Annotated in this window: 18 protein-coding genes; 5 read left to right on the top strand and 13 right to left on the bottom strand. The window is 68.3% G+C overall.

The genetic code is table 11. The features are described 5' to 3' along the window. Positions 1-126 precede the first annotated feature (126 nt). The 5 genes from ABZ453_RS45380 to ABZ453_RS45360 form a co-directional block, all read right to left on the bottom strand. Positions 127-1,170: an amidohydrolase family protein gene (locus ABZ453_RS45380; protein ID WP_359025067.1), complete on the bottom strand. Its 1,044-nt coding sequence runs from the start codon at positions 1,168-1,170 to the stop codon at positions 127-129. A gap of 250 nt (positions 1,171-1,420) precedes the next feature. Then, on the bottom strand, positions 1,421-2,236 hold the full coding sequence (locus tag ABZ453_RS45375; protein ID WP_359025065.1) for an alpha/beta hydrolase: 816 nt from the start codon (positions 2,234-2,236) through the stop codon (positions 1,421-1,423). A gap of 2 nt (positions 2,237-2,238) precedes the next feature. Further along, positions 2,239-2,745: a flavin reductase family protein gene (locus ABZ453_RS45370; RefSeq protein WP_359025063.1), complete on the bottom strand. Its 507-nt coding sequence runs from the start codon at positions 2,743-2,745 to the stop codon at positions 2,239-2,241. Between the two features lie 23 nt (positions 2,746-2,768). After that, positions 2,769-4,016: a styrene monooxygenase/indole monooxygenase family protein gene (locus tag ABZ453_RS45365; RefSeq protein WP_359025061.1), complete on the bottom strand. Its 1,248-nt coding sequence runs from the start codon at positions 4,014-4,016 to the stop codon at positions 2,769-2,771. Between the two features lie 37 nt (positions 4,017-4,053). After that, positions 4,054-5,310: an NAD(P)/FAD-dependent oxidoreductase gene (locus tag ABZ453_RS45360; RefSeq protein ID WP_359025059.1), complete on the bottom strand. Its 1,257-nt coding sequence runs from the start codon at positions 5,308-5,310 to the stop codon at positions 4,054-4,056. Between the two features lie 128 nt (positions 5,311-5,438). Between ABZ453_RS45360 and ABZ453_RS45355 the strand changes: the two genes are divergently transcribed. Continuing rightward, a complete protein-coding gene (locus tag ABZ453_RS45355) occupies positions 5,439-6,212 on the top strand; it encodes an IclR family transcriptional regulator (RefSeq protein WP_359025058.1) in 774 nt (257 codons plus the stop codon). A gap of 35 nt (positions 6,213-6,247) precedes the next feature. Here ABZ453_RS45355 and ABZ453_RS45350 read toward each other — a convergent pair whose 3' ends face one another. The 4 genes from ABZ453_RS45350 to ABZ453_RS45335 all read right to left on the bottom strand — a co-directional run bounded on the left by ABZ453_RS45350 (position 6,248) and on the right by ABZ453_RS45335 (position 10,304). Beyond that, positions 6,248-6,967, bottom strand: coding sequence for an IclR family transcriptional regulator (locus tag ABZ453_RS45350; protein ID WP_359025056.1), 720 nt, complete (start codon positions 6,965-6,967; stop codon positions 6,248-6,250). Positions 6,968-7,060: 93 nt separating this feature from the next. Beyond that, complete coding sequence (gene hmgA / locus ABZ453_RS45345) at positions 7,061-8,398, bottom strand: homogentisate 1,2-dioxygenase (RefSeq protein WP_359025054.1); 1,338 nt, start codon at positions 8,396-8,398, stop codon at positions 7,061-7,063. Then, complete coding sequence (gene fahA, locus ABZ453_RS45340) at positions 8,395-9,594, bottom strand: fumarylacetoacetase (RefSeq protein WP_359025052.1); 1,200 nt, start codon at positions 9,592-9,594, stop codon at positions 8,395-8,397. The genes hmgA and fahA overlap by 4 nt, the downstream gene beginning before the upstream one ends. Further along, complete coding sequence (locus ABZ453_RS45335; RefSeq protein ID WP_359025050.1) at positions 9,591-10,304, bottom strand: SDR family oxidoreductase; 714 nt, start codon at positions 10,302-10,304, stop codon at positions 9,591-9,593. The genes fahA and ABZ453_RS45335 overlap by 4 nt, the downstream gene beginning before the upstream one ends. Positions 10,305-10,628: 324 nt before the next feature. Here ABZ453_RS45335 and ABZ453_RS45330 point away from each other — a divergent pair, with 324 nt between their 5' ends. From ABZ453_RS45330 to ABZ453_RS45315, 4 genes are all read left to right on the top strand, one after another. Then, on the top strand, positions 10,629-11,729 hold the full coding sequence (locus tag ABZ453_RS45330) for an alcohol dehydrogenase catalytic domain-containing protein (protein WP_359025048.1): 1,101 nt from the start codon (positions 10,629-10,631) through the stop codon (positions 11,727-11,729). 44 nt (positions 11,730-11,773) lie between these two features. Then, on the top strand, positions 11,774-12,307 hold the full coding sequence (locus ABZ453_RS45325) for a cupin domain-containing protein (protein WP_359025046.1): 534 nt from the start codon (positions 11,774-11,776) through the stop codon (positions 12,305-12,307). 48 nt (positions 12,308-12,355) lie between these two features. After that, entirely contained in the window at positions 12,356-13,936 is a 1,581-nt protein-coding gene (locus tag ABZ453_RS45320) for a class I adenylate-forming enzyme family protein (RefSeq protein ID WP_359025044.1), read from the top strand. 92 nt (positions 13,937-14,028) lie between these two features. Continuing rightward, positions 14,029-15,825 carry an acyl-CoA dehydrogenase C-terminal domain-containing protein gene (locus ABZ453_RS45315; RefSeq protein WP_359025042.1) on the top strand — a complete coding sequence of 599 codons (1,797 nt, stop codon included), beginning with the start codon at positions 14,029-14,031 and terminating at the stop codon, positions 15,823-15,825. Between the two features lie 69 nt (positions 15,826-15,894). Here ABZ453_RS45315 and ABZ453_RS45310 read toward each other — a convergent pair whose 3' ends face one another. The 4 genes from ABZ453_RS45310 to groL all read right to left on the bottom strand — a co-directional run bounded on the left by ABZ453_RS45310 (position 15,895) and on the right by groL (position 19,643). Beyond that, entirely contained in the window at positions 15,895-16,227 is a 333-nt protein-coding gene (locus tag ABZ453_RS45310; protein WP_359025040.1) for a putative quinol monooxygenase, read from the bottom strand. 55 nt (positions 16,228-16,282) lie between these two features. Then, on the bottom strand, positions 16,283-16,507 hold the full coding sequence (locus ABZ453_RS45305; protein ID WP_359025038.1) for a hypothetical protein: 225 nt from the start codon (positions 16,505-16,507) through the stop codon (positions 16,283-16,285). Between the two features lie 47 nt (positions 16,508-16,554). Next, the gene (locus ABZ453_RS45300; RefSeq protein ID WP_359025036.1) at positions 16,555-17,853 is read right to left on the bottom strand and encodes an Nramp family divalent metal transporter; all 1,299 of its coding nucleotides are present in this window, start codon (positions 17,851-17,853) and stop codon (positions 16,555-16,557) included. A gap of 140 nt (positions 17,854-17,993) precedes the next feature. Next, positions 17,994-19,643, bottom strand: coding sequence for a chaperonin GroEL (gene groL / locus ABZ453_RS45295; RefSeq protein ID WP_359025034.1), 1,650 nt, complete (start codon positions 19,641-19,643; stop codon positions 17,994-17,996). Positions 19,644-19,698: the final 55 nt, after the last annotated feature.

Below are 19,698 nucleotides of genomic sequence, written 5' to 3'. Positions count from 1 at the left end.
CGGCGTCGGGCAGCGTGTTGTGGGGGGCGGCCCCTGGCGCGCGGTCTTAAACCCGTGCTTGGCGGCCCCCCGGCGGGGGGGGGGGGGAGCCTCACTGCAGGGTTTTCAGCGCAACGGCACGGCCGCTTACCGGACTTGCGCCCGGTCGCCCAGCTTGAGCAGCCGCTCGGCGTTGCCGTGGGCGATCTTCTCCTTGTGCTGGGCGCTGACCGGCAGCCCGTCGAGGAACGCACGCGCCTCGTCGTTGCTGCTGTAGGGGTAGTCGACCGAGAACAGGATGCGGTCGGTACCCAAAGCGTGCACGGCGGCGGCGAACGAGGCGTGGTCGAAGAAGCCGCTGGTGGTGATGTGGATGTTCTGGGCGAAGTACTCCCGAACCGGCCGGTCCAGGCCGCTGACCCTGTTCAGCATCCAGTCCGCGCGCCAGAGCATCGAGGGCAGCGCCTCACCCATGTGGCCGATGATGAGCTGCAGGCGAGGGAATCGGTCGAAGACGCCGCCGAGGATGAGCCGGAGCACATGCAGTCCGGTGTCGACGTGCCATCCCCACGCTCCAGCCGCGAGGGCGCCGTTGACCATCGGGGAGAATCCGGAGTACAACGCGTCGACCACCACCTTGGGCGGCCACGTGGGGTGGAGGTAGACCGGGACCTCCAGGGACTCGGCGGCCTCGAAGATCGGCCAGAAGAACTGGTCGTCCAGGTACCGCCCGTCGACGTGGCCGTTGACCATCGTCCCGACGAAGCCGAGGCTGTTGACCGCCCGTTCGAGCTCCTTCGCGGCCGCACCGGGGTCGGGCGTCGGGAGCGCGGCGAACCCTGCGAAGCGGTCCGGACGGGCGGCGATCACCTCAGCCACGACGTCATTGGCCTCGGTCGCGAGGCGCACCGCCGCGCTCGCCTCCAGGGCCTCCGGCCCTGGCGCGGTGTGCGAGAGAACCTGCACATCGATGCCCGCCGCGTCCATGCTCGCGAGCCGCTGCTCCCCCAGTTCGAAGAGCCGCTCGACCAACTGCGGGCCGACCCCCGAGAACCCTCGTGCAGCAGGCACGTCGGCGGGCGGCTGCACGACGCCTTCCCGCGCGAGGGGATTGTGCACGAGGGGGTGGTCAGCATTCGCCTCCCGAACCGCTGGCGTGCTGTAGTGCTCCTCAAGAGCGATGATCGTCATCGGGCGACCTCGCCGTCAGGAATGAGCCGCATGTAGCTAGTCCTTCCTCATGTCCCGCCAACTGCCGGCTGCGAGCACGACGACGGTGCATACCCGCCTCGCGAGAACAGGGCGTTCTCCTCCGTTGCCGAAGGTCCGGCTGGATGTCGCAGCGGCACACACGACCGTAGTGTCAGGTCCCGCGCCGGTAACCCCTCTCAAGGGAGCAACTGGGCCCTACCTTCGGTCAGTTGCCGCCCACAGCCTCCGCTCAGGTACCGGGCCCGGCCGCGTGGTTCACCAGCACCTTCTGGATGGCGTACGTCAGTGGGCCCGGCTGCTCGTCCATCGGATAGTGACCGGAGTCCTCCAGCACCTCCAGACAGCTGTCGGGATACCAGGCGAGCCAGGTGTCGGTCATCCGCCGGGCGCTCAACGACGGGTCGTGCGCCCCGGCGATGACCCCGACCGGAACGGTGTTACCGCGGATCTCGGCGTGGAAGTCACCGTCCGCCCAGGAGTCGAGGTAGCCGCGGACAGCCTCGGTCTCGGAGGAGGCGAAGGACCGCTCCGTGAGGTCCCGCACCCAACGGTCGCCCCGCCTGCTCCCGGTGGAACGGTCGATGACCGTGGCCCGTGCCCCGTAGTCCTCGACGGCCTGGTCGAACAGGGCTCGGCGCTCCCCCGCCAGTCCTCCCCCGCTCGCCGGCACGGGCGTCACACCGACGAGGGCACTGACCCGCTCCGGCGCGGCGAGCAGGGCCCGCTGGACGGCGAGGCCCGTCATGGAGTGCCCCACGAGGGCGAACTCCTGCCAGCCCAACGAGTCAGCTACAGCCAGTGTGTCCTGCGCGATCTCGTCCATGGTGTACGCGCCGCGGCGCTCCCTGGAAAGGCCGTAGCCGCGAGCGTCCATGAAGCACCAGGTGAAGACGGACCGGTCCGCTGCCTGCGCGACAGGCCCCCAGGACGCGGCGTCCGAGAGCCACCCGTGCAGGACGATCACCTTGCGGGCGCCGTCGCCGACCAGCTGGTAGCCGTTGCGGTCCTCGGTCGCCGGGCTCCGCTCGGTCTGCGCTGTCCCCATGCTCAGCACTCCCAGAGCGATTCGGTGACACCGACCTGGACGAGCTTGAACGCGCCGGTGTGGAACAGCAGCGGCTCTCCGTCCCGCGACCGAAGGTGTTCCACGTGCCCGATGAACAGGGTGTGGTCCCCGGCCGGCTGCCGTCCGACGATCCGGGTCGTCAACTGCACCAGCGAGCCGGCGACCACCGGCACCCCGCCGAGCCACTCGAACTGCGGTGGCGGCATGGGGTGCTTGCTGCCGGCGAAGCGCCGGGCGACCGACTCCTGGGAGTGGGCGAGGACGCTCACCCCGTAGTGGTCCGACTCGGCCAGCCGCACGGTCATCCTGGCGTTGTTCCCCAGGGAGACCAACACCAGCGGCGGGTCGAGGGAGACCGACATGAACGCGTTCGCCGTCATGGCGTGGACGTCCTCGGCCACCGTGTTGGTGATCACGGTGACGCCGGTGGCGAAGCGCCCCATCGCGGAGCGCATCGCCGCGCGGTCGATGCCCGGGGAAGCGGCCACGGCGGAGCTCCGCACCGCGCTGGTCATGATCCCGCGACCGCCGGCGCGGTGTGCTTGGCGATGAGCGCGTGCGCCTCGTCGACGTCGGCCCAGGCCGGGAAGAAGTCCTCCGGGTAACTCCGGGAGTCGGTGTGCCACTGCCGGATCGTCTGCGACTGTGTCCCTGCCCGGACCAGGTCACGCACGTGTTGCGGGCCCTCCAACTGGATGTTGGTGTACGCGGTGGCCCACTGGGCGTACTCCCAGTAGGCGTCGAAGGTCCGGTTCATCCAGGCCTCGTCGAAGGGGTCGCCGCCCTGCTCGACGATCGCCTCCAGGTAGGTCTTGGCGCACTTGACTGCGTTGTTGGCCCCCTCACCGGTGATCGGGTCGTTGAGGACGACGAGGTCCGCCATGCCCAGCACCTTGCGACCCGACGGGAGCGTGGCGACCGGCTTGCGCACGGTGGGTGGGTAGCATCCGCGCAGCACGGCGTTGTCGTCGGTGACGGTGACGTCGGCGACGCGGTCGGCGTTCCAGGGCATGAACTTGCTGACCAGGGTCTTCGCCTGCCGCAGGTAGTCGGCGGGCGTGTCGATGCCGTCCCAGCAGTCCATCGGACCGCCCATCCGGCCTTCGAACATCAGCAGGTTGGCCGGGCCGGTGATCGTGAGGACCGGGAGGAAGAAGAACTCGCCGATACCGGGGATGACGGTGATCTCGGTGGCAATGCGCTGCGGCGTCTGCAGGCCGTCGACGTACACGGCGGCGATGTAGCGCTGCGGCGTGTCATAGGTGCACCGGGCCTTGTCCTTCTCGAACAGCTTGCCAATCTCGCCCTTGCCCGTGCTCATGATGGTGAGATCGTGCGAAGCGGCGAGGGATTCCAGCTCCGCGACACCCGCCGAGGCGATGAGCAGGCGGCCCCCGCGGCGGCGGAAAGTGTTCATCCAGAACGGGATCCGCACCCGGTAGTCCACCGATGCTGCCGGCCCCGGCCGGTAGGGCGCGGTCCAGGTGAAGTCCAGGCCTCCGTCGGGGCCTGCGACTGTTACCGTGAGGTCTTCGCCCGCCGGCGCGGACTCCTGCCAGAAGTCCAGGCCCATCTCCCGCTCGATGCCGCGGGCTGCCGGGTAGAGCAACTGCGTCGAGGTGACGCGACCCGTGGCGATCTGCTCCGGGGTTCGATCGGACACCAGGGTGACCTGGTAGCCCTTGTCCTGGAGCCCGAGCGCGAGGATCAGGCCTGCGTGCCCGGCACCGATGATCGCGATCGACGGCTTCGTCGTCATGGTCAACTCCTTTGTCAACGGCTGGTGGCGGTGTCGGTCAGGCAGTGGTGACGGAGTCACCGCCGGTCTTGATCAACTCTTCCGGAACGAGGTTCTGCCGGCGGGCGCTGGCGATCATGGAGGCTTCGAGCATCCACTCCCTGGCCCGTCGCGGGTCGCGGGAGATCTGCCGCAGTTCGTCCAGGCGCGCGTCGCGGGCCTCGCCCACATCCAGGGACAGGTCCCGGGTGTTCCGGTGGGTTATCCGCTGAATCTCCGACAGGGCGACGCGCCGGCGCTGCTCGGCCCACGAGTCCAGATCCGGAGCTCCGTCGGCGTGGGCGAGTGTCCGGCCCAGGGTCCAGGCGTCGTGGACACCGGAGTTCAGCCCCAGTCCGCCGATCGGCGAGTTCACGTGTGCCGCGTCGCCGATGAGCACCACCGGCCCCCGGCGGAACTCCTCGGCCACCCGCTGGTGGACCCGGTACAGCTGCCGCGAGAGGACCTGCGGCATGGGATGCGGGTCGAGCAGCGCCTTCAGGCGCCTCACGATGAACCCGTCCGTGACCGTCTCCTCGTCCGACGGTCCGTCGGTGACCTCGAACATCACGCGCCAGCAGTCGGGGATCCGCAGCAGCATCATGTGCTCCGCCGGGTCCGAGACGTAGTTGACGTGGGAGATGCCCGGGAAGTACTCCTCCAGCGGCGCGTCGATGCCTAGCAGCAGATAGCGGTGCTCGTAGGTCATGCCTTCGAACGCGACGCCGAGGTCCTGGCGCACGGCGCTGCGCGCGCCGTCGGCGCCCACCAGATGCCCACCGGTGACGGTGAGGTCGCCGTCGGGACCGCTCACCCGGACGTCCACCGAGGTCGGCGAGGTGACACGGTGGCCGGTCACCCGGTGGGAGAAGCGAACCTCGACGCTCGTCTCCTCGGCGAGCCTGTCGAGCAGCATCCGTACGTATTTGTACTGCTCCAGTTGCAGGCGATAGGGGTACTGGGTGCTGTCCGACAGGGTGGAGAAGTCGAATTCGGCGATCAGACCGCCGGTGCGATCGCGCAGCTGGTAGGTGGGAGCCACCAAGCCCTGGGCGAGCATGTCACCGATGAGGCCGAGCCCCTCGGCGAGTTCCAGAGTCGGCGGGTGGAAGGTCGAGGCCCGCCACTGGGTGGCCGGCTCCGCCTCCGACTCCAGCACCAGTACGCGGCTGCCGGCCCTCCCGAGTACCAGGGCGGCGGTCAGACCGACTGGGCCGGCACCGACGACGATCACGTCGTAGGCGACGGCCTCACCTTGCCCGATGGAAGCAGACACAGGAGTCCTTTACGACGGGTACAGGATGTTGTGTTCTCCGCGGCGTGCGGGTGGTGCGTGCCAGTGACGTTACGAGTCACGATCGACGACCGGAACATCTGCGGAATCGAATCGCCTACTATTCCTCTATGCGGCACACACGGTCCCAAGGAGCGACGCAGACGCTGGGTTCGGTGGCGAACGCCCTACGAGTGATCGCCCTGGCACACAGTGACGGCAAGGTGACGCTTCCGTCGATCAGCGACCACCTGGGCGTGGGGAAGTCGACGGCGCACCGGCTGGTGACCACGCTCGTCTCGGAGAACTTCCTGCAGCGCAACCCGGCCCACCATGCCGAGTTCATCGTCGGGCCGGCGCTTCTGGAGATCGGCGCCGCGGCGATCCGCAGGGCCGATATCCGGCGTCACGCACGGCGCCCCATGGAGCGCCTGTGCGACCAGCTCGGCGAGACCGTCAGCCTGGTCATCCTCGAAGGCAACTCGACCCGGGTGGTGGACGGAGTGGAGTCCCGCCAGGCGGTCCGCGTGGGGCTGCGCACCGGCGTGGTGCTCCCGGCCAACGCCACGGCAGCGGGCAAGGTGCTGTTGGCGCAGCTGCCGGAGAAGGATGTTGTCGACCTCTTCCCGCAGGGACTGCCCTCCCTGACCGGCTCGACCAAGTCGACATGGCCCGAGCTGAAGGAGCAGTTGGCCGAGGTCCGTGCCCAGGGCTTCGCGTTCAGCGCCGACGAGAGCGAGCCCGCCATGAACGGGCTCGCGGTGCCGGTGAGCGACAACACCGGTGAGTCCGTCGCCGCCCTGGCCATCGCGGCGCCCTACTATCGGCTCCCGGTGCACACAGCCCAGGCCAAGGCCAGGTTTCTCCGGGACGCCGCCGCCGTCATCAGCCGCGCCCACGGTTGAAGGGCGCACACCGGTGACCGCCGTGCGGCCCGGCCTCACGGGGTGTCCGCGCTCCGCACAGTGGCCGACAGCTGCGCCCCCGCTTCGAGCAGGGCGCCGATGTGCTGGGTGACAGCACCGGTCCGGCTCGTCGGCACGAGAACGGCCAGGCTTGCGAGGGCCTGGCCGTCCCCATCGAGGACCGGTACGGCGACGCCGTGGACGCCCAATTGGAGTTCGTCGTGCGAAAGGGCGTACCCGACGCGGCGGACGCCGTCGAGTTGACGGCGCGCAGCTTCGGGATCCTCCGCGCGGCCTGTGATGCGCTCTGCGGCTTTCTGGTCGAGGAACGCGAGGATCGCCCGGCCGCTGGCACCCGAGAGCAGTGAGTGACGGGACCCGATCTTGTGCTCGACACGCACCACGTGCTGGTCGGACACGGACTGGAGGAGGACGACTGCGTCGTCGGCATCCCGGACGTGCATCACAACGGTTTCGCCGACGGTCTCGCGCAGCCGCACCGCGGCGGCCTTCCCATGAGCCGCGAGATTCGGTTGCACGCGCTCGGCGAGCCGGAGCAACGCGATACCCGCCACATAGCCCTCGTCCTGGCGGATGACGAAGCCGCGCTGATGCAGGGTGGCGAGCAGCCGATGCACCACCGTACGGTTCATCCGCAGATCGCGGGCAAGCTGAGCCGGGGTACACGGTTGACCTTCACCGACCGCCACCAGGACGGCGAGTGCCTGGTCGGCGGTCTTCGAGATCTCAGCCATGGCGACAACCCTACCCTGCCCACAGAGGCATACGAACACGATCGTCCGGATATCGGACTACGTATGGGGGTCGTGCTTTCTCGCATTCGGCGATCAGGCGGTGAAACCCTTCGTGAGCCCCTGCCAGACCGCGTCGTAGTCGGTCTGCAGATGAGGTGCACCGGCAGCGGCGGAGGTAAGCCGCAGAGGCAGGCGCGTCTCGAACATGAAGGCGAGCGTGTCGTCGATCTTCTGCGGTGTGAGTTCGCGGGTGCTCGCTGCGCGGAAGGTCGCGGCATCCGGGCCGTGCGAGGTGAAGGAGTTGTGCAGGCTGGCGCCACCGGGCACGAAGCCCTCCGCCTTCGCGTCGTACACACCGTGCACCAGGCCCATGAACTCGGTCATGACGTTGCGGTGGTACCAGGGCGGGCGGAAGGTGTTCTCACCGACCAGCCAGCGCGGGGCGAAGATGACGAAGTCGGCGTTGGCCGTCCCGGGCACCTCGCTCGGTGACGTCAGGACCGTGTAGATCGACGGATCCGGGTGATCGAAGCTGACAGTTCCGACGACCATGAACCTGGACAGGTCGTACTTGTACGGTGTGTAGTTCCCGTGCCAGGCCACCACGTCGAGCGGTGAGTGGTCGTACTCGGAAGACCAGAGCGCGCCACCGTACTTCTGCACCACCTCGACACTGGCCTCGGTGTCCTCGTACGCGGCGACGGGCGCGAGGAAATCACGGTGGTTGGCGAGTCCGTTCGCACCGATGGGGCCGAGTTCGGGGAGCGTCAGCATGGCGCCGTAGTTCTCCAGGACATAGCCGCGGGCCTGGCCGTCCGGCAGTACGACACGCCAGCGGATGCCCCTGGGCACCACGGCGATTTCACCTGGTGAGACCTGCAGAACGCCCATCTCGGTGTGCAGCAGGAGGGTGCCGGACTGCGGAACGAGCAGCATCTCCCCGTCGGCGTTGACAAAGTAGCGCTCGGTCATGGACGTGGTGGCCGCATACTGGTGGATCGCGACGCCGGTATGTGCCTCGGCGTCGCCGTTGGCGCCAATGGTGAACAGCCCCTCGACGAAGTCGGTCGGGACTTCCGGGACGGGCGGGGGATCCCAGCGCATCCGGTTGGGATTCAGAAGCTCGTCCCAGACGGGCGCGGTCCGCACATGGCCGGAGTCGATGGGGACGAACGCGGAGTGAGCGGCGGACGGCCGGATCCGGTACACCCAGCTGCGCCGGTTCGTCCGCCGTGGAGCGGTGAACGCGGTACCGCTGATCTGTTCCGCGTACAGCCCGAGCGGCGCTCGCTGCGGCGAATTGCGTCCTTCCGGGAGCCCGCCAGCCACTGCCTCTGTGGCATGGTGATTGCCGAATCCAGAGAGATATCGCAGTCCGGCAACGGTCTGTCCGGTCGAAGTCGGCGCGGTTTTCTCCTGTGCCTCGGTCATCGCAACCTCTCGTTGGGTGTTGTCGGTTCATCGGACGCGGGGAGCACACGGCCACTGACCTGTCCGAATGCGATGCGGCCACCGCCCGGTGCCGGCGCTGTCGCGGAGAGGGAGACCACGTCGTGGTCCTGGAGGAAACCCCTTTGGTCACCGCCGGGCAGTTCCAGGGGCCGCTCGCCGTTCCAGGTCAGCTCCATGAAGCTGCCGTATCCCGATGCCTCCCAGGCGGAGATCGTTCCCGTGCCGTAGAGGTCACCGGTGCGCAGCGAGGCGCCGTTCGAGGTCATGTGCGCGAGCTGCTGGGCCGGTGTCCAGTACATCGACGCGAAGCTCGGGGTGGAGACCAGGTGGTCGTTGAGCCGTAGTTCGAGCGTGATGTCGTAGGAGAAGGGCGTGGTTCCCGTCAGGTGGGGCAGGGGCGGCGGGTCCTGCGGCGCCGGCTCGATCTTGGCGGCGGCCAGCGATTCCAGGGGGATCACCCAGGGGCTGATGGTGGTGGCGAAGGACTTGCCGAGGAACGGCCCGAGCGGAACGTACTCCCACGCCTGGATGTCACGGGCGCTCCAGTCCAGCAACAGCACCGCGCCGAAGACATGCTGCTCGAACTCGTCGACGGTGACGGCGCTCCCGAGCGCCGAGCCCGCGCCCACCACGAAGCCGAGCTCGACCTCGATGTCCAGTCTGGCGGTCGGGGCGTAGCACAGTGCGCCGGAAGCCCCGGCCCTGTACTGCCCCCGGGGCCGGCGGATCCGTGTCCCGTCCACCACCACCGTGCCCGCCCGGCCGTGGTAACCGACCGGCAGATGCCGCCAGTTGGGTTTCAGTGGTTCCTCGCCCGGCCGGAGGATGCGGCCGGCGTTGGTCGCGTGCTCGATCGAGGAGAAGAAGTCGACGAAGTCCGCGACCTCGATCGGCAGGTGGAGCCGTACCCGCTCTCTCGGGATCAGGTACGGCTCCATACGGCCCTCGGTCCCCGGCCCACCGCCCCTCAGCGCGTGGAGCAGGGTCGCCCTGGTCTCCGTCCACGCCGCGGGGCCGCGGGCCAGAAACGGGTTCAGACTCGGGTGGTCGAAGACCGGGTCACCAAGGGCCGACGCCAGATCCAGCACCCGATCCCCGACCGCGACGCCCACACGAGGCCGTTCGGCGCCGACCGAGAACACACCGAACGGCAGTGGGAGGAACGGAGGGCTCACAGGTGCTTCCCTCCGTCCACGACGAAGGTCGTCCCGGTGGATGTCCGGAAGTGGGTCACGGCTCCGACGACGGCCACCGCCACGTCGTCCGGAGCGACCACGACCCTGAGCGGCGTGGCGGTCGCCTGGTCGAGGACCGCCTGGCGGTCACGGCCCGGGACGAACGCGGTGTCCACGGCGGCGGGCGCGACACCGATCACCCGGATCTCGGGACCGAGAGCACGCCCGAGCGACATGGTCAGGTTGTCCAGTGCGGCCTTCCCGGCGCAGTAGGCGATGTTGCTCCCCGATGCCGTACTGCCCGAGATCGAGGACACGTTGATCACGACCGCGTCCCCCGTGCTGCGCATCAGGGGGGCGAAGGCCCGCACCGTGGCGAACGGGCCACGGACGTTGATCCGCATCAGTGAGTCGAACAACTCGTCGTCCAGCGCCCCGAGATCCGAATGCCGGACTTTCCGAGTGACACCGGCGGAGTTGACCAGGACATCACATCTGCCGTACTCGTCCTCGACGAGCCGGGCGACCTCGCCCAGCCGCTGCGAGTCCTCGATCGGTATCGCCAGGTGGCGGTGGCCTCTTCCCGGCAATCCGGCGACCACGTCAGCCGCGCGGTCGGCACCGCTGCGGAAGCCTACGAGGACCGATGCCCCCTGTTCCGCGAGCCTGCCGGCGGTCGCCGCACCGATGCCGCTGCTCCCGCCGGTCACCACTGCGACTTTCCCCTGCAGCGGCAAGGTTCCCAGGCCGCCGGTCCGGACTGCGTTCATCTGATCACTTCCCATCGAGACTGCGAGGCTACCTAGGGAACGATAATCGAGCAACACATGACCGTTAATCGACCATCAGTCGCAGCTCCGGCCTATGCCGCTGCTGCTTCATGCATCGACAGGCGAGTTACCCAACCGGATCGAACGGATTAGAGCCTTACAGTTCGATATTCGGTCCTACTTATTGACACAGACGGCTGCTCCGAGGAACGCTCACTTGCCCGAGGGGCCTGGAGATTCATTCCGAACAGTGAGGTTCGATCCATGGCGAACATCAACGTTGCCCGACTCGTGACGCTCGGCAAACCGCTTGAAGTCGGCACGGCCGAGAAGCCGGTCCCAGGTCCGAAGGACGTCCTCGTCAAGGTCGCCGCCTGCGGCTTCGTACCCAACACGTTCAACGTGGCCGGCGGATACACGCCCTTCAGCATGCCGGAGCTGCCAGCCGTGTTCGGCCTCGATGTAGCGGGGACGATCGAGGCGGTCGGCGAACTCGTGGTGGGACTGAAGGCGGGAGACCGTGTGTACGTCGACCCGTGGCACACCTGCGAGACCTGCCACCAGTGCAGGCGCGGACGGACGGATCTGTGCCAGAACGCCTACTTCCGCGGATACATGTCACCTACCGTGGCCGGCGGGCAGTGGCTCGGCCAGTACCCCCTGGGCGGCTTGTCGCAGTACGTGGTGGCCCCCCACAACAAGGCGGCCCGGCTGCCGGAGTCGATCGATTTCCTCACCGCCTCGCGGTTCGGCTACATCGGAACCTCCTTCGCCGCTCTCCTCAAGGGCGACCTTCGGCCGGGCCGCACCCTGCTGATCAACGGGGTGACGGGAACTCTCGGGGTCGCCGCGGTGGCGATCGCCCTCGGCATGGGCGCGACGAAGGTACTGGGCGTCGGACGCAACCGCGAACTGCTGGAGCGCGTACGGCAGATGGCCCCGGGCCGGGTCGAGACGGTCTCCTCCGAGGAGGTCAGCGACCTGGTGAGCTGGGCCAGGGAGGAGACCGGGGGCCTCGGGGTCGACATGATGTACGACTGCCTCGGCGTCGGCGGCGACGCCCACGGCACCAACACCCTCATCCGGGCCGTCAAGGCGGGTGGGCGCGCGGTCCTGGTCGCGGGCGGTGTCGTGGGCGATGTCGCGCAGCCGTACATGGACGTGCTGATGAACGATGTCCGCGCGGCGGGATCCGTGTGGTTCAACGCGGCCGAGATCGACCAGATGATCGACATGATCGCTGCCGGCGTGATCGACCTGTCGTACCTGGAGCACCGCACGTACCCCCTGTCCGAGGTCAATGACGCGCTCCAGATCGTGGGCGCCCGGCCCGGCGGATTCGTGAACGTGGTGGTCGAGCCCTGACCGCGGCCCTCATGCCGGCCGACCGAGTACAAGGAGTGAACGACATGACGATCAGACGACTGGTCACAGGACTGCGAGAGGGAAGGTCCACCGTCCTCAGTGACGGCCCCGTCCCCACAGAACACGAGTACAAGGCGGTGCCCGGCATGACGTCCGCGGTCATCTGGGCCACCGCGCACTCTCCCGAGGTCGACATCACCGAAGCGGCGCCGGCGGGCACGTCGTGGCATCCCGCGCCGGGTCACACCGTGCTCGGCGTGGTGGACTTCCCACCGGACTCGTTGATGGCCACGCCCGGATTCGACTTCGCTGCCGCCGGGGCCGAGCAGTTGCAGCACCTGCCGGGGCTCGCGGAGCGCATGGAACCGGACAATCCCGGAATGCACTTCACGGAGAGCGTCGACTACGCCGTGGTGCTGCGCGGCACGATCTGGCTCGAACTGGAGGACGGCGAGCCCACCCCACTGACCGCGGGAGACATCGTCGTCCAGCAGCGGACGCGGCACGCGTGGCGCAACCGTGGCACGGAGAGCGCCCGGATGGCGTTCGTCCTGATCGGTACCGACCGGGTCCACTGAAAGCGCAGGACGACACCCGCGTTCAGGGGGTGAGGGAAGGAGCAATGAATGTCTACGGCCAGTCCGTTGACCGTGCCGGCCGCGTTCGACCGTGTCGCCCGGCTGTACCGGGAGTCCGAGGCCGCTGTGGACAGCGTCTCGCGGCTGACGTTCGGGGAGCTGGACGATGCGTCGCGCCGCGTGGTGACGCTGCTGCGGACCCGGGGCGTCACGCCGGGCTCGCGCGTGGCACTGTTGACGCTGCCGTCGGCCGTCCACCTCGTCGCCTGGCTCGGAGTGGTCCGCTCCGGTGCGATCCCCGTGGTGTTGCACTCCCGTGAATCACCACAGCTGCAGGCACGTCTGTGCCGGAAGTTCGGGATCGACCTCGTGCTGTACGACGCCTCTCTCGCAACAGCGATGGAGGCGATGGCGGGCGACTGCGCCGGTCCGTTGACCGGGATCGCTCTGCGGTCGGCCGCTGCGGCTCCCGAGTCGTCCGCCTCGGAGGTCGAGGTCCCCCGGGATCTGCCGGGCTTCGCACCGGCGCGGGAACTGCCGGTTCCGGCGGAGGACGACACCGCTGTGATCATTCTGTCGTCGGGGACGACGTCCTTGCCCAAGGGCGTGACGCACACCCACCGCGGAATGCTCGAAGCGGCCCGGACCGCCCAGGGCATGTACCTGGGCCTGCGCCCGGGGCAACGGGTGATCGTGCCGTACAGCACCGCTTTCACCGGCTGCTACGCCACATGGGTGCCGTTCCTCAACGCCGGATCGTGCTGCGTCTTCCTGGAGAAGTTCGACCTGTCCGCGTACGTCGCCACCGTTCGACGCGAACGGATCACGCACATGTCGCTCGCTCCGACCATGTGGCGCAGGCTGCTCACGCTGGACTCGAACGCGGACACGTACGCCAGCGTGGTCCAGGCACACTTCGCCGCCGAACCGATGGACACGACCACCCTGCGCCGGATCCGTGAGACGGTCTCACCCAACGTCGCCCAGGCCTACGGCTCCACCGAGACGTTCGGCATGGTCACCGTCAACCCCGCCGAGGACATGGTGGGCGAGCGGCTCAGCAGCGTCGGACGGCCGTTCCTCGGCACCGAGATTCGCATCGTCCAGCAGGGCGGCACCGCCCACGACGTCCTGCCGGCCGGTGAGGTGGGCGAGGTGATGGCGACCTCGCCGACCGTCGCCGAGGGCATATGGGGCGACGAGGCCCTGACCGAGAAGATGTTCCCCGTCGCTGCGGACGGCCGCCGCTGGTGGCGCTCGGGCGACCTGGGCCGCATCGACGAGGCCGGATTCCTGTTCCTGACGGGCCGCAGCGACGACATGATCATCTCCGGGGGCATCAACATCATGCCGGCCGTGGTGGAAGAGGTCCTTCTCAGCCATCCGTCCGTCGTCGAGGCGGCGGTCGTGGGTCTTGCGCACCCCGAGTGGGGCCAGCAGGTCCACGCCTTTGTGGTGACCTCCGATCCATCGCTGAAGGCGGACGCTCTCGCGGCGTTCGTCTCCGCGTCCACGCTGTCGGGTTACCAACGGCCGAAGGAGTTCCACCTCGTGCCGTCGCTGCCACGGACGGCCACGAACAAGCTGAACCGCCGTCTGCTCCGCGAGAGCGGAGCGCCGCCCCGGTGAACGGTCGCGGCCCGGACTGAACCCGCCGCCGTGCAGAGGGAAGCCCGACCGTCCGGCCGCGAGTCGCGCCGGCGCAAGCGCAGAGGACTGCCATGCCCACCTATCACCCCCCGTTCGCCGACATGAAGTTCCTCCTCAACGACGTCCTGTCCGTGCCACGCCACCGGGGGTTTCCCGGTTTCGAGAACCTCGACGAGGATCTCCTGTCGTCCACGATCGACGCCTTCGGTGACTTCGCCGCCAAGGAGATCGGGCCGCTGAACGAGGGAGGCGACCGGGTGGGAGCGACCCTCGGCCCGGACGGCGTCCGGGCCGCCCCCGGGTTCGCCGACGCCTATGGCATCTTCGTGGAGGGCGGCTGGCCCGCACTGACGTGCCGCGCCGAAGACGGCGGGGAGGGCATGCCCGGCATCCTCTACACCGTCGTCGAGGAGATGCTCGCCGGCGCCAACCTCTCCTTCGCCATGGCACCTCTCACCTCTCCCGGCGCTTATGAGGTGATCAGCCTTCACGCCTCCGACGAGGTCAAAGCCCGGTATCTGCCCAAGGTCGTCACCGGTGAGTGGGCCACGGCCATGTCACTCACCGAACCGCAGTGCGGGTCGGCCCTGGGGCTGCTGCGCAGCCGCGCAGAGCCGAACGACGACGGCTCCTTCCGGCTCACCGGCACGAAGATGTTCAACAGCTGGGGTGACCACGACCTCACCGAGAACATCGTCCACCTGGTCCTGGCCCGGCTGCCCGGCGCTCCGGCAGGCGTCAAGGGCATCAGTCTCTTCCTCGTCCCCAAGTACCTCGCCGGGCCCGACGGCGAACTCGGCAGGCGCAACCAGTTCTCCGTCGGCTCGCTGGAGAAGAAGCTCGGCATCCACGCCAGCCCGACCTGCGTCACCGACTTCGACGGCGCCACCGGCTTCCTCGTCGGCGCCCCACACCGCGGCCTGGCCAGCATGTTCATCATCATGAACCACATGCGCCTGGCCACCGGCGCCTGCGCCGTGGGCGTCTCCGACGCCGCCTACCGCAACGCCCTCGCCTACACCCGCGAGCGGCTCGCCGGACGCTCGGTGACCGGCGCCAGATACCCCGACCTGGCCGGCGACCCCATCATCGTCCACCCCGACGTACGTCGCATGCTGATGACCATGCGATCCCTCGTCGAGGGGGGCCGGGCCCTCTGCTTCTGGACCAGCCTGAACCTCGACCTCGCCAGGGTCCATCCCGACCCGCTGGAGGAAGAGAGCCACGAGCGTCTCGTCTCGCTCCTCACGCCCGTCGTCAAGGCGTTCCTCTCCGACAAGGCCTTCGAGTGCACCGACATCGCACTCCAGTGCTTCGGCGGCCACGGCTACATCCGGGACAACGGTGCCGAACAGTATCTGCGGGACGTACGCATGCTCCGCCTCGGCGAGGGCACCAGCGGCATCCAGGCCGTGGACTTCGCCAGCCGCAAGGTACTGGGGGACGGCGGTCGGACGCTCGGACTGTACTTCGACGCCATCCGCGACACACTCAGCACACTCGACGCGTCGGAAGGGGCCCAACTGTCCGATGTGACCGGTGAGTTGAGGCGAGCCCTCGACTCTGCCGCCAGCCTTACCGAGGAGCGGCTCCCCCGTTGGAGGGAGGATCCCGAGGAGATGGCGGCGGTGTCACTCGACTACCTCCACCTCATCGGTTACCTCTCCCTCGGCCATATGTGGGCCCGAATGGCCGGCACCGCGGCCAGACTCCTCAAGGACTCCCCCACCGACCCCACATTCCTGCACAACAAACTGCGCACCGCCCGCTTCTACTGTTCACACCTCCTCCCCGAGACCGAAGCACTCACCACCCGCATCCGAGCAGGCGCGCACCACACCATGGCCATCCCGGACGACGACTTCTGATCCAGCCGACACGGCAGCTTGCGGCCGGGGCCCGGACTTCCGCTCCCCGCACACCGTCGAGCCGAGGCCTCACCCGTCCTCGGCCGGTGTGAGTTCAGCCATCTGCCCCCACCCGGAGCCCTCTGTCTCCACGTGGATGATCTCGGGTTTCTTCGCGATCACCTTCGGCATCCAGGCCATGGCGGTGTTGAAGTGATCGGAGTCGACATGCGTCTCGCCCGCAGCGGGCGACGCGAATGCCTCCAGAAGGACGAACTGGTGGGGAACGCCGACGCTCCTCGACCATTCGAAGAAGATGTTGCCCGGCTCCCGCCGGGTCTTCTGGGTGAAATCATCCACCAAGGCGAGCCAGTCATCGGCCCGGTCCGGCCGCACCGTGAACTTGACCGCGATGAAGATCACGCTGTCCTCCTTTGATCCGGTTCGTTCGAGCTCGAGGTGGGGTCGGGACGTGACGTCACGTGGCTGTGCTGAGGACGAGGCCCAGAACGGTCAGCGTCAGGCTGACGGCGAGCACCACGGTGGCGTGGGTGCTCCACCACCGCACCCTGCGCAGGGCCGAGACCGGGATCAGGTCGAAGTCCACACGGCGCAGGGCGGCCTTGTACAGGACCATGTAGGCGGCGCCCAGCGCGCCTGCGGTGGTGACGCGAACTGCGAACATGTGCAGCGTCTGAGACATGGCTGTCATCTTCCGTACGAGATCGGTTGGTCTGCCGGTACGCCGAGTCAGCTGAGGAACTGAACCTGGAGCAGGAAGGCATTGAGCGCGATGACCAGCGAGGCGATGACCCATGCGACCGCCTTCGTGACCGGGCCGTTGACGTGGATTCCCATGACGTCGCGCCGCGAGGTGAGGGTGACCAGCGGTACCAGCGCGAAGGGGATGCCGAAGGAGAGCACGACCTGACTCAGGACGAGGGCGTCGGTGGGGTTCACCCCGGTCGCCAGAACGACGAAGGCCGGGATCATCGTGATCGCACGGCGCAGCAGGACAGGTACGCGGAGGTCGACGAAGCCGGCCATGACGACCTGACCGGCGTAGGTACCCACGCTCGATGAGGAGACGCCCGAGGCGAGCAGCGCGACCGCGAACGCCAACGCCGCGGTACCGCCCACGAGATGTGCGATCTCCGTATGGGCCTGTTGAATGGTGCTCAGGCCCGACAGGGCGGGGGTGTGGAAGAGTTTGGCCGCCACGACGAGCATGGCCATGTTGGCTCCGCCGGCCAGCCCCAGCGCGAGGATGACGTCGAACCGCTCGAAGCGCAGGACGCGCTGCCGTTCCGCGTCGTCGCGACACGGCATACGGCCGCGTGTCAGCGCCGAGTGGAGGTAGACGGCGTGAGGCATCACCGTCGCACCGATGATTCCGACCGCGAGGTACAGCGAGTCGCTGCCGTTCAGGGTGGGCAGGAGCCCGCCCAGCGATTCGCGTGCCGAGGGGCCGACCTGGAGCGTGTCGTACAAAAAACCGGCGAAGATGACGGCCAGGAACGCGGTGACGGCCAGTTCGAAGCGGCGGTAGCCGCGGTTCTGCAGTGCGAGGATCCCGAACGCGACCACGCCCGCGATCACGCCCGCGGGAAGCATCGGCACTCCGAACAGCAGGTTCAGTCCGATGGCGGCGCCGAGGAACTCGGCGATGTCCGTTGACATCGCGATGATCTCGGCCTGCACCCACATTCCCCAAGTGACCGGCCGGGGGTAGTGCTCGCGGACGAGTTCGGGCAGATTGCGGTCGGTCGCGATCCCGAGCTTGGCCGACAGGTACTGGACCGGCATGGCCATCAGGTTTGCGAGCAGCACCACCCACAGCAGCTGGTAGCCGTAGTGGGCTCCGCCTTGCAGATTGGTCGCGAAGTTGCCCGGATCGACGTAGGCGACCGCCGCGATGAACGCCGGCCCGAGCATCGCCGACATGGCCCGCAGCCGCCCCTTGGCCAACACCTGTTCGAGAACGCTGGGAACGGCTGACGAGGCCTCGGAGAGCTGGGCCGGCGCCCCGGCGGACGGACCGCCGACCACAGACGCTCTCCCGGCGACCGGCAGCAGCCGCTGCGCCGCAGGGCCGGCCCGGTGTCTTCCCCGCGACCGGGCCGGTTTGGACATGAACACAGCCGTGACCTCCCTGTGGCGCCTTCGTGGCGCGAGCCGGTCAGTAGATGTCAGTAGATGTTCGACGGCCGGACCAGGCCCTCTGCCAGGTCGCCGAAGCCCGGAGCCACGACCGCGCCCGGGTTCTGCACGATCTCCTCCACCACCAGCGTTTCGGTGGTGAGCAGCAGCGCCGCGATGGACGCTGCGCTCTGCAGCGCGGAACGGGTGACCTTGAGCGGATCGATCACCCCGAGGGTGAACATGTCACCGAACTCTCCGGTGAGCGCGTTGAATCCGTTCCCCGCGGGCAGCGTGGCGACCTGGTCGAGGATCTCCTGGCCCGGGTAGCCCGCGTTGATGGCGATCCACCGCAGCGGCTCGCCCAGCGCGCGTCGGACGATGTCCCGCCCGGCAGCGGCGTCACCGTCCAGTTCGAGTTCGTCCAGCGCCGAGGCACACTGCGCGAGCGCGGTTCCGCCGCCGGCGACGATGCCCTCCTCGATGGCCGCACGGGTGGCGGACAGCGAGTCCTCGACCCGGTGCTGCATCTCCTTCAGCTCCACGCCGGTCGCCGCTCCCACATGGATCACGGCGACGCTGCCGGACAGCCGGGCGATGCGCAACTGCAGGTGATCCTGGTCGTGTTCGTTCTCCGCACGTTCCAGTTCCCGCTTGATCTGCTCGATGCGTGCGGACACCACTTCGTCGGAGCCCGCACCGCCGACCAGGGTGGTGCCGGACTCGGTGACGGTGATCTTCTTGCAGCGGCCGAGGTGCTCCAGCCGGACACCTTCCAGGCTCAAGCCCGCGTCCGCCGTCACGACGCGTCCGCCGGTGAAGGAGGCGAGGTCTTCGAGCTCCGCGATGCGCCGGTGACCGAACCCCGGTGCCCTGACCACGACCGACTTGAAGGTGTTGTGCACGTTGTTGGTCACGAGCATGCCGAGAGCCGGGCCTTCCACGGTCTCGGCGAGGATCACCAGCGGGCTGCCGCTGCGCGTGACCTGTTCGAGCAGCGGCATCAGCGACTGGACCTTCGAGATCTTCTCGTTGGTCAGCAGGATGTAGGGGTCTTCGAGGACCGCTTCCATCCGGTCGGTGTCCGTCACCATGTAGGGCGAGATGTATCCGTGGTCGAACTCCACCCCGTCCACGAAGCTGACGTGCAGTCCGAAGGACGGCGATTCCTCGACCGTGACAACGCCGCTGTGCCCGACGCGGGACATCGCCGCCGCGATCGTGTCGCCGATCTCCGGATCGTTGTTGGCCGACAGCGTGGCCACCTGGGCGAGGTCCGTCTGGCCGGTGATCTGCCGGGTGTGCGACTGCAAGGCGCCGATCACGGCGTTTACCGCTTTGTTGATGCCGGTCTTGAGCAGCATGGGGTTCGCGCCGGCGTCGACCGCGAGCAGGCCTTCTCGCACCAGGGCCTGGGCGAGGACCGTGGCGGTCGTGGTGCCGTCCCCGGCGACGCCGTTGGTCTTGTTGGCGACCTCCTTGACCAACTGGGCGCCCATGTTGGCGAAGGGGTCGCGCAGTTGGATCTCCCGGGCGATGGTGACACCGTCGTTGGTGATGGTCGGCGGGCCGGTGAGCTTTTCGATGACCGCGTTGCGTCCCTTGGGGCCCAGCGTCACCTTGACCGCGTCCGCCAGAGCGTTGACGCCCGTCTCGAGGAGGCGTCGCGCCTCGACGTTGAACCGCAGATCCTTTGCCATGTCCGTAACCGCCTTTCAAACGGAGAACTCAGTGCAACGGTTGCCGCGAACGAAA

Source organism: Streptomyces sp. NPDC005799 (assembly GCF_040630525.1).
GTDB classification, from domain to species: domain Bacteria; phylum Actinomycetota; class Actinomycetes; order Streptomycetales; family Streptomycetaceae; genus Streptomyces; species Streptomyces griseorubiginosus_B.
Note: the sequence above shows the minus strand (reverse complement) of the source record. Positions and strands in the feature narration are given on the sequence as shown.